We start from the raw sequence: 14,672 nt of genomic DNA on the forward strand, positions 1-14,672 counted from the left end.
AACGGATGAGCGGTGGACGCCGAAGGGCGCCGTGGACTCGTGGGATGAGGAATGATTCCGATGTCGTTATCGGAGGAAGAGCGCAGAAGCCTCGAAGAGCTCGAGCGTGGCCTTGCCGCGACGGATCCCGATCTGGATTTGCAGTTGAAGTCCGGCCGGCTGCGCGGGACCGCAGCCCGGATGATCATTGGCGGCCTGGCATTGCTTGTTGGCTTCGCATTGGTGATCGCCGGAATCATTACCCAGATCCTGATAGTGGGTGTTGCCGGGTTCCTTGTTGCCGGAGGAGGCGCTTACCTGCTCCTGAGCAGACTGGTGCTTAGGCGCCGTCTTCGCCGGTACGGGCAGGACGGTCCGGATTCTCCGGGTGGCTGACGGGGGAGGGTTCGCCGGAGGGAACCATCATCCGCCAGGCAAGTACCGCTCCGGCAATAAGTCCCGCCGCCGCGATCAGAGCCACCCAGGCCGCGCCACCGGAACCGCTTTTCGGCGAGCTGCGCCGAAGCGCCCGGGTAGCCCGTTTCACTGCCGCCTCGGCTGACCGCCGGGCCTCTTTGGCCGTCCTCTGGTTGCCGGTCAGAGTCAGTATCACGCCGTGCACCACCGACGGGACGTCTGCATGGTTGATCCTGGCCAAGGCCCACCGCACCACGGCATCGGTCTGTGAGCTGGTTCCCTCTGCTGCGTGGTTTACCCATTCCTGGGAAAGATCCTGGGTCGCTGCAAAGATATTCTGCGGTTTGTACATTGTGCACCCCTAACGGAGTAGATGGCCCCGTGAGCCAGCCTACGCCGTGCTCCCTACAGGCAACAGGCCCGAAGGAGGGCCCCGGAACCTAGTTCCGGATCACGGAGGCCAGCTCCACTGGCTTCTCCAGGCCGGCCCACTGACCCTTGAGAATCAGTTCATGGTGAAGTTCCGGGGCCGCGGCCGTGGTGGCCGATGCGTCGGCTGCCACGTCCAGGACGCGGGTAACCTTCAACCGAAGCTCACCTGCATCGATGATGGTCACGCCGCTGCCCGATACCGGCGCCGAGGCACTCAGGGCGGGTACGCCGCCGTCGAGCGTTCCGCTGCCCTTCACCGTCACGGTGCTGGGGCGGGGCTGCGACTCGCCCTCAACATTCAATTCGGCCTGCTGCTGTCCGGTGAGGATGGCTGTTGCGAGGGCTTTGACGTAGATGGGGTCGGCGCAGGCGTCGTAAACCCAGCGCTTGCCGAGGACGGAGTGGTCCATGGTGCCGATCAGCCATTCCTCGGCTCCGCCCAACTCGTGGCCGCGGTAGCTGAGGGGAACCTGGTAGATCCTTTCGCCGGCTGTGACCACGTGTGTTTCAAGGCCGACCTCGCCGGCGGGGTCGTCGAAGCGGTACGCGCCGACGAGTTCCGGGGTGCCGTCCTGGATGAACCACGGCTGCGTCGGCAGGTATTCAGCGATGAGTTCGAGCTTGGTGGGGGACAGGGTTGCTTTGTGAATGATCGCCATGTCCTCCAGCCTAGGCCAGCCCGTGTCCGGACTCTAAGGGCGTCCAATGCGCGGCCTTGCCCTTGCTCTGTTTACAATCAAAGGGACGTCGACCACTGAGGGAATCATGAAGAAACTCACCACTGTCCTGATCGCTGCCGGGCTTATCGCCTCCGCTTCTGCCTGTTCCGCTCAGCAGCAGCTGACCACCAAGGAGACCTGCGACCGCGTTAACGTCGCCGCGGCAGGCGGCATCTCCCAAACCCCGAGCCGGACGCTTTCAACCCGCGCAGCAAACGCCGTCCGGCCCATCGAGTCAGTGGCCTCGGATGAAATGAAGCCCGTGGTCACCGCCATCCTTGAGTACTTGGACGAGCAAGCCAAGGAGACCCCGGATGAAGCCCGGATGGGTGAACTGACCACCGCCTTCCAGGAGGCCGGCTCCAGGTTCGGCCAGCTCTGCTCGGCAGGGTAATAGCCTGATTGCAATTCAACGCTCTCCCACTGAACTCTCCGGAGTTGCAGGTGGGGGAGCGTTGCTGTCTCCAGCGGACTCTCTCGCGGCCCTGGGTGGTTCAAGTAGGCTCTCCCAATGACCCAAGTTGATGCAAAGAAACGCCTCCTCGCTGCCTATGACCAGCAACTTCGCACAGATGCGGAGACTACAGATGCCCTCACGGTCACCAACAATGGACCATTGCGACTGGCGACCTACCTCGGCGGCCGGGGCTTCATCACCTACCGGGACTTGGGAGGGGCGGATAAGGAAGGCATCCGTCGTCTGGTGGCCGAAGCCGTCGACTACTACAAGGACCGCCCGGAAATCACCCGGGTTGAGTGGAAGACCCGCGGGCACGACGACGCCCCGGGCCTCCACGAAGCGCTCGTCGCCAATGGCTTCACCGCTGAGGCCCCCGAATCGATCATGATCGGCGAGGCCAAGCCACTGAGTGTGGACGTGCCGCTTCCCGACGGCGTGACGTTGCGTCGCGTCGTCGGGAAGCCGGACGTGCGGGCCATGACAGCGATGCAGGACGAAGTGTTCGGGGATCCCGTCTCGGACGAAATGGCTGACGGCCTGCTGCATCGGCTCTCACTGGAAGACGGCATGGAACTGTGGGTCGCAGAAGCTGACGGCCGGGTCATTAGTGCCGGGCGCCTGGAACCGGTGGCTGGAACTGATTTTGCCGGTATCTGGGGAGGGGCAACCCGGCCGGAGTGGCGGGGCCGTGGAATCTACCGTGCGTTGACCGCGCGCCGGGCCCAAGCCGCGCTGGCGAACGGCAAGACCTTCATTCAAAGCGACTCAACCGAGTACTCCCGCCCGATTCTGGAACGCTCGGGATTGATTAAGGTCTCGACGACGACGCCGTACCGTTGGGGGCAAAGCTAACCAAAGCAAGCAACGCGGGGTCACTTACGGCCCATGTTGGGCGCGATTATGGGCCATATCTGACCCCGCGTTGCTTTTGTTGCCTGGGGAGGATGCTGTGTGTATAGATGTATACAAGTACACTACCTCCGAATGGCGACTCCAATGGCAGACCCTCAACCCCGGAACACGGGAGCGCACCTGGTTTACAGCGAGCTCAAGCGGCGAATCCTCAGCCTGGAACTTAGACCAGGCGAGCGCATCTATGAGCCTGCGATGGCGGCCGAACTTCAGGTCAGCCGGACACCCCTGCGGGAAGCGATCCGCAGGCTGATCTCGGAGAGCCTGCTGGAGCAACAGCCCACCGGCGGGGTGCTGGTTCCATTGCTCGACGAGAAGGCCATATCGGAGCTGTACGATGTCCGCGCTGCCTTGGAGTCCTTGATGGCACGGGAAGCATGCGCCAACGCCACTGGGGAAGACCTCGAAGAGCTTCGGGGGATTGTTGCCCGGAATGCCGCGATGGTGGAGTTCGCCGACGAGGCCATGAAGTACGGCGTAGCCCTGCATGCCGCGATCGCCAGGATCGCCGGAAACTCCTGGGCCCAACGCTTTCATGAGCAGATCGCCAGCCAGGTGGAACGCTACCGATACTTCACCAACCAAGGCCCGGAACGTCGTGACGAGGCACTCGCAAATCATCGGCTGCTGGTTGAATCAATCGCGTCAAAGGACCCGGAGAGGGCAGCCAGGATAGCTTTTGATCACGTCATCGGCGCCCGTGATGAAACCTTGCGGGTCATCTCAGGCACCGGCCTCGTGATCGGATGATCGGCGAACTTGGGCGGCGCTCGTCCACGGCACTGCTGGTCCACTCGGCGTTGATCCAGGCCGTGACGTTCCTGGTCCGGCCTGCAGCCACGTACCAGGCCCTTGAGCTGGACGTTCCCGCGTTTGCCCTGGGTGTCCTCGCAGCCAGTTATGCTGTCTTCCCGTTGTTGCTCGCGCTGCCCATCGGCGGACTGGTGGACCGACTGGGTGAGCGCCGGCTTATGGCGATCGGCTCCGCCGTCGTTCTTGGTTGTTCCGCCTTCCTGCTGTTTTGGGGGACGTCGGTGGCTGCGCTGGTGGCGGGCACGGCACTTCTTGGCGCTGGACAGTTGGCGTGCGTGGTGGGGCAACAGGCGGTGGTGGCGAACAATGCTGCGTCTTCGCGCCTGGACTCGGCTTTCGGGTACCTGACGTTCGCGGCCTCGCTGGGGCAGGCACTTGGTCCGCTGGCCATCTCGTTGGTGGGCGGCGCCTCGGTGCGGCCGAACACGCAGGCCATCTTTATCCTGTCGGTTGGCATGAGCCTGGTCCTGTTCCTGACCACGTTCGTCGTTTCGCGCCGAGTCAGTGGCCGGGCTGGCAAAGCAAAGGCCAAGAACGCCTCCAAGGGTGGCGCGATCGCGTTGCTGAGGACTCCCGGCGTCGTCCGGGCGCTTGCAACGAGTGCCACTGTTTTGGCTGTGGTGGACCTGACGGTCGTTTACCTTCCGGCACTGGGTGCCGAGCGCGGCCTGACCGCTGCGACGGTGGGCCTGATGCTGACCGTTCGTGCGCTGTTCTCCATGGTTTCCCGGATCGGTCTTGGCGGCATGTCACGCAGGTTGGGGCGGATGAAGCTGCTGGTTTTGAGCCTCGCTATCTCCACTGTCGCTTTAGCAGTGGCGGCCATTCCGATGCCCGCGTGGCTGTTGTTCGTTGTCATGGCGTTCCTGGGGTTGGGGCTGGGAATCGGGCAGCCGCTCACCATGTCCTGGCTCTCGGCGCAGGCGCCGGCCGGTCAACGGGGCCGTGCGCTGGCCTTGAGGTTGGCAGGAAACCGGGTTGGCCAAGTGCTGCTGCCCAGTGCCATCGGCGTTGTGGCGGTGGGTCTGGGTGCGGCCGGTGTGTTCCTCGCCTCTGCAGTGGCCGTGGGCGGAACCATGCTTCTGCTGCGGGGTGTGCGCCTGGACGACTGACCCGGCCCGTCATTTTTCGCCCCCTCGATGCACTGCTGACTAAGCGGAGGAGTGAGGGGGCAATTCCAGTGGAGAAAAGCACTGTGTTCAAGATGCGGGATCCGGAGGCCTTGCCGGTGCGGTACTACAAGGCGTGGGAGTATTTCATACCCGGCGACGAAGTCGAGGTGAAGCAGCCCGGCGCCGGCTCCAATTTCGGGGTCGTGGTGGATGTCATGCCCGACGGCAGCGGAATCTGGGTGTACATCAACGGCTTCGGGCAGCGTCTCTTCGGCGTCGATGAAGATGTGGACGTGACGGGCATCAACGTCGTCCAGCGCCCGGACATCACCGTGAACCGTGAAAGCGACAGGCGGCTGGGGTAGTGCGCTACTCCGCGAACAGCGCTGCCAGGTCATCCGCCGTCAACGAGCCTCCGGCCAACGCGTCGCCCTCCATCACGTCCGCGAACAGCTGTGATTTCTTGGCCTTCAACGCCATGACCTTTTCTTCGATCGTGTCCTTCGCGACCAGCCGGTAAACCATGACGTTCCGCGCCTGCCCGATGCGGTGGGTGCGGTCCACAGCTTGGGCTTCGGATGCAGGGTTCCACCACGGATCCAGCAGGAACACGTAATCGGCTTCAGTCAGGTTCAGCCCGAAGCCACCGGCCTTGAGCGAAATCAGGAACACCGGTGCGGTGCCGTTCTTGAACTCGCTGACCACGTCGCCGCGGTTCCGGGTGCTGCCATCGAGGTAGCAGTACTCCACGCCCTCGGCATCCAGGCGCTCGCGGACCTTGCCCAGGAACCCCGTGAACTGGCTGAAGATCAGGGTGCGGTGACCTTCCGAGATGATGTCTTCAAGCTGTTCGAACAGCACGTCCAGCTTGGACGAGCGCACACCGGACAGCGAAGAGTCCACCAGCGACGCATCCAAACTCAGCTGCCGCAGCAACGTCAAAGACTGGAAGATCGTGAAGCGGTTTTTGTTGACGTCATCGATCAGTCCGAGGATTTTCTGACGTTCGCGCTGCAAATGCGTTTGGTAGACCTTCTGGTGCCGGGGGTTCAGCACCACTTCCAGCACTTGCTCCTGCTTGGGTGGCAGATCCTTGATGACCTGCTCTTTGGTGCGGCGCATCATCAGCGGGCGGACACGACGCCGGAGCTTGCCCAGCTGCGCCGAGTCACCGTTCTTTTCCACCGGCTTTTGGTAGTTCTCGGCGAACCTCTTGGGGCTCGGGAAGAGACCAGGGGCCACGATGGAGGTCAGTGCCCAGAACTCCATGAGGTTGTTCTCCAGCGGCGTGCCAGTGATGGCCAGCTTGAAACGGGCCGGCAATTTCCGTGCGCACTGGTAAGCCTTGGATTGGTGGTTCTTCACGAACTGGGCTTCGTCCAGCATCAGGCCGGCCCACTGGAACGACGCATAGGCGTCATAGTCAATGCGGAACAGCGCATAGGACGTAATAATGACGTCGGCACCCGCCAACGCTTCGACAGGGGACAGGCCACTCTTGGCGAAGGTTTCACCTACCGTCCGGACCACGAGTCCGGGGGCGAACCGTTCCGCTTCCAGCGCCCAGTTGCTGACCACGCTGGTGGGGGCAACCACGAGGAACGGGGCGCGCGGAGTCACCTCGGCAGAGGCGCCTTGCGCAGCAGCAGCAGTTTCCGCGGCCAAATCTTTCGCAGCGCAGATCAACGCGATGGCCTGCACGGTCTTGCCCAGGCCCATGTCGTCAGCGAGCACCCCGCCCAGGCTGTGCTTGTACAGGAAGCTGAGCCAGTTGAAACCCTCCAGCTGGTACGGACGCAGCTCAGCATTAAGGCCGGCCGGCAGCGGAAGCCCGGTCACGCCGTCGTCGAGCAGTCCACCCACCGCCTCGCGCCACGCAGCGGCCTGCTCATCCACAATTCCGAGCTGCGCGAGCTCGTCCCAGAGCCCGGCCTGGAAACGGCTGATCTGCAGGGTGCCGTCCTTGTTGTCCGGGTTGTCCTGCAGGGAGCGGGCTTCATCGATCAGGGCGCGCAACTGGTGGAGTTCAGGCAGGTCGAGCGAGAAGTACGCGCCGCTGGGCAGCAGCATGCGGCTCATCCCGGCTGCGAGCGCCGAGAACACGGCCGCGAACGAGACGGGTTCGCCTTCGAGTGTGATGACGATGCCGAGGTCGAACCAGTCGCCGCTGGCGGTTTCCTTGGTGGAAATGGACACGACGGGCGCTTCAGCGGCCTCGCGGTAATCGGCGATGTCACCGGACGTTTCAACCACGACGTCGGGCAGTTCCTTGAGCGCGGGCAGCACCTCTTCGGTGAAGGCGAGGGTGTCCAGGCCGCCCAGTTCGGCTGTGGCTGCCAGACGCGGCGCACCCCATCCGCCGGTTGCCGACTCCGCGAGCGCGGGAACCACGTCCCATGGCCGGCCGAGTGATTCAAGGATGCGGGCTTCTTCGGGGTCGTCGCGGTAGCCGCGGTCGTCCGGGTGCCGCCAGAGGGGCTGGGCCGTGACAAGCGTGCCCGAGGTGTAGTGCCACTCCCAGTGCAGTCGGACCTTGTGGTCGTTGCCGTAATTCGCGAGCAAGGACAGGCTGGGAACAGCCAGCGTGGGCAACTCGACGGACTCATCCGCCGCCTGCACCGGCGTGGATTGGCGCAGCTTGGGGTAGAAGGAGGTGAGGAACCGGCTTTCGTCCTCCGCCGGGATCTGGAGCGTCTGCCCCTCGGTAACGAATTCCAGCAGCTCGTCGGTGATGGCGCCCTCGATCGGGGCAAGGGTGATCAGGTTCTTCTGCTGCGGCACCCCCGGAAGCGTGTCCCCGGAGTGGGTGAAGAAGATGCCATTGGCCGGCTTTCCCAGGAAGCCAACGGTTCCAGGGTCCACGGCTTCCCCGCCGACCGTGACCGACGGCGCGAGCTGGAGGCCGCCGTCGTGCGTTGTGCTTTCGGTTCCGTTCGCGTCCAGGCGCGCCAGACTAAGTCCGACGACGGCGGGTTGCGTCTCGACGCGCACAGGCTCGCTTCCAGCGGAGTGGATGAGCGGGATGCCGGCTTTGGTGGCGTCGGCCAGGAGGGTCCACAGGTTCTTGGCTGCGAAGTCGTTCAGGCTCAGCCACATGGCGCCCGAGGGTTGCTGCCGGCCGTTGCTGGATCCGTGCGCGGCCAGGAAAGTCTGAAGCCACTCGACCTGGACTTCGTTGAATTCGCGCCGGAAGCTGACATAGCTCAGGTTGTTCCAGGACACGTCTCCGCGGATCCACTTGCCCTTGGCGCCCATCATGACCGGACGTGCCTTGAGTTGGCGGACGCTGCGCATGGGGTCTCGCCGGCCTGTGTAGGAGAAGTGGGCGGCGGGTTCTTCCACTTCGAATTGGAGGGCGAGTTGGATCCCCGCGGCGCTGGGCGCAGTTCCGGGCTTGGTGATCAGCCTGTTGAGGGCTTGTTCCCAGGCAGGGCGCGCCGAGCCGTTGGCCGAGGGCCTGGCGGTCTGGATGCCGGGCGCCTGGGACAGGAGCTGCGCGCGGATGGTGGGGTGGTCCTCCGCAGTGAAGAGCAGGGCCGCTACGTGCTTGCAGTCCTTGCGCACAGGGCAACTGCAGATACCCACGGTGCAGCTCCAGCCGGCGGGCTTACGGACCAGTTTTGCCGACGTCGAATATGGTTGCGGACCGTTGCCCCGGACCTTGCCGAGGAGCAGGCCGGTAGCCGAATCGAAGGAAATGCCGCTCACCCTGCTGCCCATGGCATAGGCCAGTCCGGCCGCCAGGGAGCGGTCGTTGATGGCTGGAGTCTGAATGGCCAGTTCCCAGGATTCGTCTGTGTGGGACGGCATGCGTCGGGCTACTTTCGGCAGGAGGTTATCTGCTCAATCTTAGTCAGCAGAAAACAGCTCCCAAACTTCGCCCTCCGTTAACCTCAACCTCGATTGCGGCGCCGCTCCCACGCGTACGTTGAAGATGTCCGGAGCGCCATCAGCTTTCAGCAGTGAGGATTCCCCATGACCATCAACGAGTACCCCGTGGTCCTGAACAAGACCAGCTTCGAAGCCGGAAACGCGGACGTAGTGGATTCCAACGTCACAGTTGTGAACCGGATGTACCAGGAGCTCCTGAACAGCGATGAGATCTCGTCCGCTGCACTCAACAGCTACTTTGTGGATTTCTACCTGACCCAGGCACTGTCCGGCGGTTTCGCCCAGTACGTTTTCACCGCCCCTGAGCGTGAAGAAGTCGATGCCTACGTCCGCGCGGGCCTTGAAGCAATGGGCGCCCAACTGCACCTTGACCTGTTCAACCGCACGGCTTGGGCATTTGACGCGCTGACGGAGGACGAAGCCGAGGCCTACCTCGACGGCGAACTGGACGAGTCCGAGACGCCTCCCGCCACCGTTGTTGCCTTGGACGAGCTCGACGGCGAGTTCGAAGCCCTGCTGGAAGAGGAGGACATCATCGACCTCAACGCTGCCTACCTTCGCGACCAGTCCGAACTGCTTGTCCTCTCCGATGAAGAGATTGAGGCACACATCGCCGCACAGGTTGCCAGGATCCCGGATCTGGCCGAGCGCCAGGCCGAGGCCGAAGAGGAAGCCCTGGCCAACGCCCCCGAGTTCGAGGTCATCATCCGCGAGCTCTGCGATGTGGCCGGGTATGCCCTGGAGAAGATCACGATGGGCGATCCCAACTACGAGCACGACGGTGTGAAGACCCTTGCCTGGCACTTCTCCACGGACCACGGCGACTACCTCATGATCGAGGACGACGACGAGGCCTTCATGATCCACCCGGAGACGAAGGAAATCATCGCCGCCGTAGAGTTCGAAGAGTCCGAGGAATTCGCCGACGCGTAAGCCCTTGGATGGGCCGGACGGCTGACATCCTACGCGTGCTGCGCCCCACCGTCCCCCTGGCCTCGCAAGCTCGGCCAAGGAACCCGGACGGCGTGGGCCCACTTCGTCGCTTTGACGCACGCTTCCGGATGCCTGCCGTTCGGCCCGATGTCCCGGATACCTCGGCGACACTCTCGGAGCTCTGGGAGGTGGGAATGGACTCGTGAGTAGACTCGACCAGTGCGAGCGTATTGGGAACTGGCCAAGTCATCATTCCGCCGCCATTCCACGTACCGTACGGCCGCCGTCGCCGGCGCTTTTACCAATTCGGTCTTCGGACTGATCCGGGCATCGCTGCTGCTGAGTGCAATTACGACGGCGGGTGGCGCCATCGGCGGCTACTCGGCAACGGAGGCGGCTACTTATGTGTGGCTGGGCCAGGCGCTTCTGGCACCTTTGGGGCTCTTTGGCACCGCTGAGTTGGCCGGTCGCGTGAAGTCCGGGGACATCGCCGTCGACCTTTCCCGGTCCGTCAACCTGACCGCGTCCTATTGGGCGCAGGACCTTGGCCGCGCCGCCTTCGACGTCCTTCCACGTGGACTGCCTCCACTCGTCGTAGGGGCCGCGGTGACTGGTCTGGCAATGCCGGGCACTCCCGGACCCTACCTGTTGGGGTTCGTGTCCATCCTGGCTGCCGTTTCCTTGAATTTCATGGGCTTCTTCGCCATCAACCTGCTGTCCTTCTGGGTGCTCGAAATCCGGGGTTTCTGGATGCTGTACATGGTGGTGATGAACCTGCTCTCCGGGTTCCTGGTCCCGGTCACCTGGTTCCCCGGGTGGCTGCTCGACTTTGCCCGGGCCACGCCGTTCCCCTCCATGCTTCAAACGCCCGTAGACATTCTTGCGGGAAGGACCGACGGCGCCGAAAGCCTTGCGATGGTGGGTCTCCAACTCCTGTGGCTGGCCGTGCTGTTGGTAGCGGTGCAGGTAATGGTGCGCTTCGGTTCGCGGAGGCTGGTGGTGCAGGGTGGCTAGCGCCCGCGACCCACACGCGCCGGTGACCACCCTGGTGCTCCTCAAGCTGCTCGTCTCGGCGCGGCTGCGCTCGCAGTTGGCCTACAGGGGCAGTTTCCTCTCCGACGTGGCCGGCCAGGTCCTCTTGGGAGTGACCGAGTTCGTGGAGCTCTATGCGATCGTCCACAACGTCCCAACATTCGGGGGCATGACCCTGGCGCAGACCCTTCTGGTATTCGGGCTTGCCTCCGTTGCCTTCGCCCTTGGTGACCTGCTGATGGGGGAGACCGACTCCATGTCTGAGACCATCAGGTCCGGCAAGCTGGAGGTGCTGTTGGTCCGGCCTTTGCCGGTACTGCTGCAATTGGCTACCTCAGATTTCCAACTGAGACGGGTTGGCCGGTTGTTGTTCGGAGCCGCCGCCTTGGTGGTGGCGTTACTGATCGCAGACGTCCAGTGGGACGCGGCCAAAATACTGTTGGCCACCATCACACCGCTTGCCGGGGCAGCCATCTTCTGCGCTCTTTTCCTCGGCGCAGGAGCGATGCAATTCTGGATCCTCGACGGCAGACAATTCGCCAACGCCTTCACCTACGGCGGGCGGTACGTGGCGTCCATGCCCGGGGCAGCCCTGTTCTTCCCGGTACAGATCCTTTTCACGTTCGTCATCCCCGCAACCCTGGTGGCCTACGCTCCGAGCCTGGTCATCCTTGGGCTCGACGGCCCTGCCGGCATCCCTGCCTGGACGGGTTGGCTGGGAGTCCCGACCGCCGTCGTCCTCAGCGGACTCATGCTGCTCCTTTGGCGGGCGGCCATCAAAAAGTACACCGGCGCAGGAGGCTGACATGCCCATTATCGAAGTGGAAAATCTGAGCCGGGGGTTCCAGGTCATGGAGCCAGCGGGTCGGTTCCGGCGGCGCAAGAAGACTGTGCACGCCGTCCGCGGGATCGACTTCACCATCGAGCCAGGAGAGGCAGTTGGCTACATCGGAGCCAACGGTGCCGGGAAGTCCACCACCATCAAGATGCTGACAGGTGTCCTGGTGCCAAGCTCGGGACGGGTGACCGTTTGCGGCTTTAACCCCGTGCCGCAACGCAAAGCGCTGGCCAGGAAGATCGGCGTCGTGTTTGGGCAGCGCTCGCAGCTTTGGTGGGACCTGCCGCTGCAGGACTCGTACCCGATCCTCGCCGCCATGCATCGAATGCCCGAGGCGCTCTGGAGGCCCAGGTTCCGTGAACTGTCCGATCAGATGGATCTGGGCGGTTTCCTCACCACGCCGGTCCGGCAGCTCTCCCTGGGCCAGCGCATGCGCGGGGAGGTAGCGGCTGCCCTGCTTCACAGGCCCGAGCTGGTGATCCTTGACGAGCCCACCATTGGCCTGGACATGATCAGCAAGGAGAAACTACGGCAGTTCCTGGACGCCGAGCGGCGCGCGAACGGCACCACGCTGCTGCTGACTACCCACGATATGAGCGACATCCAGCGTTTGTGCCAACGGGTCCTGGTAGTCGACGACGGCGCCATCGCCTATGACGGCCCGCTCACCGGTTTGGCTGAGGTTGCCGGAGCCGTGCGCACCATGGTGGTGGACCTTGCCGCCCCCGTGCACTCACCTGATCTGCTGGCACTGCCTGATGGCGCAGTACACCAGGGCATCGAGGCCGACGGAATCCGGCACAGCGTCTCCTTCGATCCCCGCAGGCTCTCGGCAGCCACCGTGCTTGCTGCCATCTCCAGCCGGGCCGAGGTGGCCGACCTGTCACTTCACGAACCAGACATCGAACACCTGGTCCGGCAGTTGTACGGCAGCGCCCGGAGCTAAGGGCTTGGCTGTCTGGAGGCCCTGCGTAGCTTGACGAAGCCCCAGATGATGGACGCCTGCCAACAGACAAGCAGGCCTATCCAAATCCAGTCAAAGCCTCGGCTTGCAGCGTTGATGACCATGGCTATGGCGCCCAAGGTCCAGGCAGTCTCCTGTAATGCGAGGAATCCCAAATTCGGCGGATTCCTGGTGCTCGTGCTTTCTGCCATTTTCTCTCCCCCTGAGTGGCTTGCTGCCAGCCTAGCTGAGCATGGGCACGGGACCCTCTTGCGCGAGGTCGCGGCAAGCCTGCGGGCACGTAGGGAAGCTTCCGGCGATATCGCGGGCTTCCCTCGGCACAGTCGGACCGAGCTATCCACATAGGGCGATTCCGCCCTCGTGCAGCTTCCCAGCCGTTGCCAAGCTGGGCCAATGAATCCAACATCGACTGAAGTCACCATCCGCCCAGCCCGTCAGCTCCCTGTGCGTGGATATATGTGGCGAACCGACGAGTTGCTTCGCATAGGTCTCAACAGCCGGAACATCAAAAGGCTGGTGGGCACAGGCGAACTGCGTCGTTTGAGGTATGGCTGCTACATCCGGGCCAGCAGATGGGACGGATTGGGTCCAAGGAGGCAGGCCTTGGAACGCATTGTGGCGCACGCTCATGGAACCCTGACAACATCAACCGGCGGGTTCGTCTATAGCCACCTCTCCGCGGCCCGGCTCCACGGTCTCTTCATCTGGGGTGTGGATGAGAAGGTGCATATCCTGCAGGGCACCAGGCCTTCTTCGGACCGGTGGGGCAAGGATGTCCGGGGACACACGGAGAGCTTCACTGAAGACGAAATCGTGATGGTTCGGGGCCTGCGGGCCACCTCGCTTGAGCGCACCATGTTTGATTGCGCCAGGATGCTTAGCTATCCAAAAGCGCTGGTGATCATGGACCACGGACTGCGATTGGGCGCGGACATCCAATTACTCTCCAGGATGCTGGCGGCGTCCAGCGGAAAACGTGGTGTCCGTACGCTGCGCAAGGCCCTGGAGAACGCGGATCGGCGCTCGGAGTCTGCCGGGGAGACGCTCTCCCGGGAGCTGATGCAGAGGTTATGCATCAAGCCCCCTCAGCCACAGTTCGCGGTTCTGTCCCGCGTTGGCCGCCATCGTATGGATTTCGCTTGGGAAGAAGAAAAGCTGGCTCTGGAATTCGACGGGCGAACAAAGTACTTCGACTACCAACCCACGGAAGAGGTCATTTTCAAGGAACGTCAACGGGAGAAGGCGCTCATGGAAGATGGCTGGCGCTTCATCCGCATCGAGTGGAAGGACCTGTACCAGGAGCGGGCTTTCAAGGAACGCATCCTCCGTGCGCTCAGATGATGGCGGCGGTGCCCAGTTCGCGGGAAGCCCGCGAGTTCCCCTGCAAATTTGCAGGGGTATTGGCAGGGTTCCCGCGAACTCGGCGCGAGGGGCGACAGGGTTCCCCCGAACTCGGCGCGAGGGGCGACAGGGTTCCCGCGAACTCGGTGGTGGTGGTCCCGAACCTCAGTATCCCGACGCTGCCGCGCCCTTGATCATTTCGCCAGTCGGGCTGACAAGGTACCAAACGCCGCCCACCCCTTGGCCGGTAACGTCGCCGGCGGCCTTGTCCTTGGCGTAGTAGTACAAGGGCATGCCGTTGAGCGTGACCTGCTTCTTCCCGTCAGGCGTTGCGATGGTTCCCACAGTTCCGCTGACGCCATCAACGCCCGGGCTATCCGACGTCGTCGTAAAGACGGGCCAAGCCTGCAGGCAGGCGCCGGTGCATGCGCTGGTTCCCGAGTCCTTAACGTCCTTGGTGAAGAAATAGAGGCTCATGCCTTTGCTGTCCACCACGATCTGCCCGGCGCTGGATGAGGCTGTTTTCATCTCAGCGGCAGCAGAGCTGGTCATCGTGTCCGTGGTCGGGGCACTGGATGCCGGGGACGCGGACGAGGACGAGGAAGAGGAAGAAGCGGCCGGGGGAGTTGAAGTACTCGTTCCCGAACTGCCGCCGCACCCCGCCAGTGCTGCTGCAACGATCAATGCACCCAGACCAAAGCCAACTTTGTTTTTCATGTCCAGCTCCTTGTGACGAGCCGGTCGGGATGGGCCGGCGCTAACCCCTACGACGCCGGCAGGGTGAGAATGGTTCAGGGCTGCTGAACCTTTTTGCGGCCCGGCGCGTCGT

At 63.4% G+C, this 14,672-nt stretch carries 15 protein-coding genes; 11 read left to right on the forward strand and 4 right to left on the reverse strand.

What is annotated here, in order from left to right; genetic code table 11:
- The first annotated feature begins 60 nt into the window (after positions 1-60).
- Positions 61-375, forward strand: coding sequence for a DUF3040 domain-containing protein (locus tag PJL15_RS03445; RefSeq protein ID WP_281449811.1), 315 nt, complete (start codon positions 61-63; stop codon positions 373-375).
- Here the strand turns inward: PJL15_RS03445 and PJL15_RS03450 are convergent.
- A complete protein-coding gene (locus PJL15_RS03450; RefSeq protein ID WP_281449812.1) occupies positions 320-748 on the reverse strand; it encodes a hypothetical protein in 429 nt (142 codons plus the stop codon). The two genes, PJL15_RS03445 and PJL15_RS03450, sit on opposite strands and share 56 nt — an antisense overlap.
- An 88-nt stretch (positions 749-836) precedes the next feature.
- Complete coding sequence (locus PJL15_RS03455) at positions 837-1,487, reverse strand: CG0192-related protein (protein ID WP_281449813.1); 651 nt, start codon at positions 1,485-1,487, stop codon at positions 837-839.
- 106 nt (positions 1,488-1,593) lie between these two features.
- Here PJL15_RS03455 and PJL15_RS03460 point away from each other — a divergent pair, with 106 nt between their 5' ends.
- From PJL15_RS03460 to PJL15_RS03480, 5 genes are all read left to right on the forward strand, one after another.
- Positions 1,594-1,941, forward strand: coding sequence for a hypothetical protein (locus PJL15_RS03460; protein ID WP_281449814.1), 348 nt, complete (start codon positions 1,594-1,596; stop codon positions 1,939-1,941).
- 117 nt (positions 1,942-2,058) lie between these two features.
- On the forward strand, positions 2,059-2,859 hold the full coding sequence (locus PJL15_RS03465) for a GNAT family N-acetyltransferase (RefSeq protein ID WP_281449815.1): 801 nt from the start codon (positions 2,059-2,061) through the stop codon (positions 2,857-2,859).
- A gap of 144 nt (positions 2,860-3,003) precedes the next feature.
- Complete coding sequence (locus PJL15_RS03470; RefSeq protein ID WP_281449816.1) at positions 3,004-3,669, forward strand: GntR family transcriptional regulator; 666 nt, start codon at positions 3,004-3,006, stop codon at positions 3,667-3,669.
- Complete coding sequence (locus PJL15_RS03475) at positions 3,666-4,844, forward strand: MFS transporter (protein ID WP_281449817.1); 1,179 nt, start codon at positions 3,666-3,668, stop codon at positions 4,842-4,844. Before PJL15_RS03470 ends, PJL15_RS03475 begins: the two co-directional genes overlap by 4 nt.
- A gap of 68 nt (positions 4,845-4,912) precedes the next feature.
- Entirely contained in the window at positions 4,913-5,209 is a 297-nt protein-coding gene (locus PJL15_RS03480) for a hypothetical protein (protein WP_281449818.1), read from the forward strand.
- A 4-nt stretch (positions 5,210-5,213) separates the two neighbouring features.
- Here PJL15_RS03480 and PJL15_RS03485 read toward each other — a convergent pair whose 3' ends face one another.
- The gene (locus PJL15_RS03485) at positions 5,214-8,654 is read right to left on the reverse strand and encodes a DEAD/DEAH box helicase (protein WP_281449819.1); all 3,441 of its coding nucleotides are present in this window, start codon (positions 8,652-8,654) and stop codon (positions 5,214-5,216) included.
- A gap of 165 nt (positions 8,655-8,819) precedes the next feature.
- On the opposite strand from PJL15_RS03485, the gene PJL15_RS03490 reads away from it, so the two are divergent.
- From PJL15_RS03490 to PJL15_RS03510, 5 genes are all read left to right on the forward strand, one after another.
- Complete coding sequence (locus tag PJL15_RS03490) at positions 8,820-9,668, forward strand: DMP19 family protein (protein ID WP_281449820.1); 849 nt, start codon at positions 8,820-8,822, stop codon at positions 9,666-9,668.
- A 219-nt stretch (positions 9,669-9,887) separates the two neighbouring features.
- On the forward strand, positions 9,888-10,682 hold the full coding sequence (locus PJL15_RS03495) for an ABC transporter permease (protein ID WP_281449821.1): 795 nt from the start codon (positions 9,888-9,890) through the stop codon (positions 10,680-10,682).
- A complete protein-coding gene (locus PJL15_RS03500; protein ID WP_281449822.1) occupies positions 10,675-11,505 on the forward strand; it encodes an ABC transporter permease in 831 nt (276 codons plus the stop codon). The genes PJL15_RS03495 and PJL15_RS03500 overlap by 8 nt, the downstream gene beginning before the upstream one ends.
- A 1-nt stretch (position 11,506) precedes the next feature.
- Entirely contained in the window at positions 11,507-12,484 is a 978-nt protein-coding gene (locus tag PJL15_RS03505) for an ABC transporter ATP-binding protein (protein ID WP_281449823.1), read from the forward strand.
- Between the two features lie 411 nt (positions 12,485-12,895).
- The gene (locus PJL15_RS03510; protein WP_281449824.1) at positions 12,896-13,843 is read left to right on the forward strand and encodes a hypothetical protein; all 948 of its coding nucleotides are present in this window, start codon (positions 12,896-12,898) and stop codon (positions 13,841-13,843) included.
- Between the two features lie 165 nt (positions 13,844-14,008).
- Here PJL15_RS03510 and PJL15_RS03515 read toward each other — a convergent pair whose 3' ends face one another.
- Positions 14,009-14,560 carry a COG4315 family predicted lipoprotein gene (locus PJL15_RS03515; RefSeq protein ID WP_281449825.1) on the reverse strand — a complete coding sequence of 184 codons (552 nt, stop codon included), beginning with the start codon at positions 14,558-14,560 and terminating at the stop codon, positions 14,009-14,011.
- Positions 14,561-14,672 lie beyond the last annotated feature (112 nt).

Origin of the sequence: Paenarthrobacter nitroguajacolicus (assembly GCF_029952445.1) — a bacterium.
In the GTDB taxonomy this organism is placed as follows: domain Bacteria; phylum Actinomycetota; class Actinomycetes; order Actinomycetales; family Micrococcaceae; genus Arthrobacter; species Arthrobacter nitroguajacolicus_B.

Excerpts from the sequence above, each read along its gene's own strand:
- PJL15_RS03445 (WP_281449811.1), top strand. The coding sequence starts at position 61 with ATGTCGTTATCGGAGGAAGAGCGCAGAAGCCTCGAAGAGCTCGAGCGT.
- PJL15_RS03515 (WP_281449825.1), bottom strand. The coding sequence starts at position 14,560 with ATGAAAAACAAAGTTGGCTTTGGTCTGGGTGCATTGATCGTTGCAGCA.
- PJL15_RS03490 (WP_281449820.1), top strand. The coding sequence starts at position 8,820 with ATGACCATCAACGAGTACCCCGTGGTCCTGAACAAGACCAGCTTCGAA.
- PJL15_RS03450 (WP_281449812.1), bottom strand. The coding sequence starts at position 748 with ATGTACAAACCGCAGAATATCTTTGCAGCGACCCAGGATCTTTCCCAG.
- PJL15_RS03475 (WP_281449817.1), top strand. The coding sequence starts at position 3,666 with ATGATCGGCGAACTTGGGCGGCGCTCGTCCACGGCACTGCTGGTCCAC.
- PJL15_RS03510 (WP_281449824.1), top strand. The coding sequence starts at position 12,896 with ATGAATCCAACATCGACTGAAGTCACCATCCGCCCAGCCCGTCAGCTC.
- PJL15_RS03470 (WP_281449816.1), top strand. The coding sequence starts at position 3,004 with ATGGCAGACCCTCAACCCCGGAACACGGGAGCGCACCTGGTTTACAGC.
- PJL15_RS03465 (WP_281449815.1), top strand. The coding sequence starts at position 2,059 with ATGACCCAAGTTGATGCAAAGAAACGCCTCCTCGCTGCCTATGACCAG.
- PJL15_RS03485 (WP_281449819.1), bottom strand. The coding sequence starts at position 8,654 with ATGCCGTCCCACACAGACGAATCCTGGGAACTGGCCATTCAGACTCCA.
- PJL15_RS03460 (WP_281449814.1), top strand. The coding sequence starts at position 1,594 with ATGAAGAAACTCACCACTGTCCTGATCGCTGCCGGGCTTATCGCCTCC.
- PJL15_RS03455 (WP_281449813.1), bottom strand. The coding sequence starts at position 1,487 with ATGGCGATCATTCACAAAGCAACCCTGTCCCCCACCAAGCTCGAACTC.
- PJL15_RS03505 (WP_281449823.1), top strand. The coding sequence starts at position 11,507 with ATGCCCATTATCGAAGTGGAAAATCTGAGCCGGGGGTTCCAGGTCATG.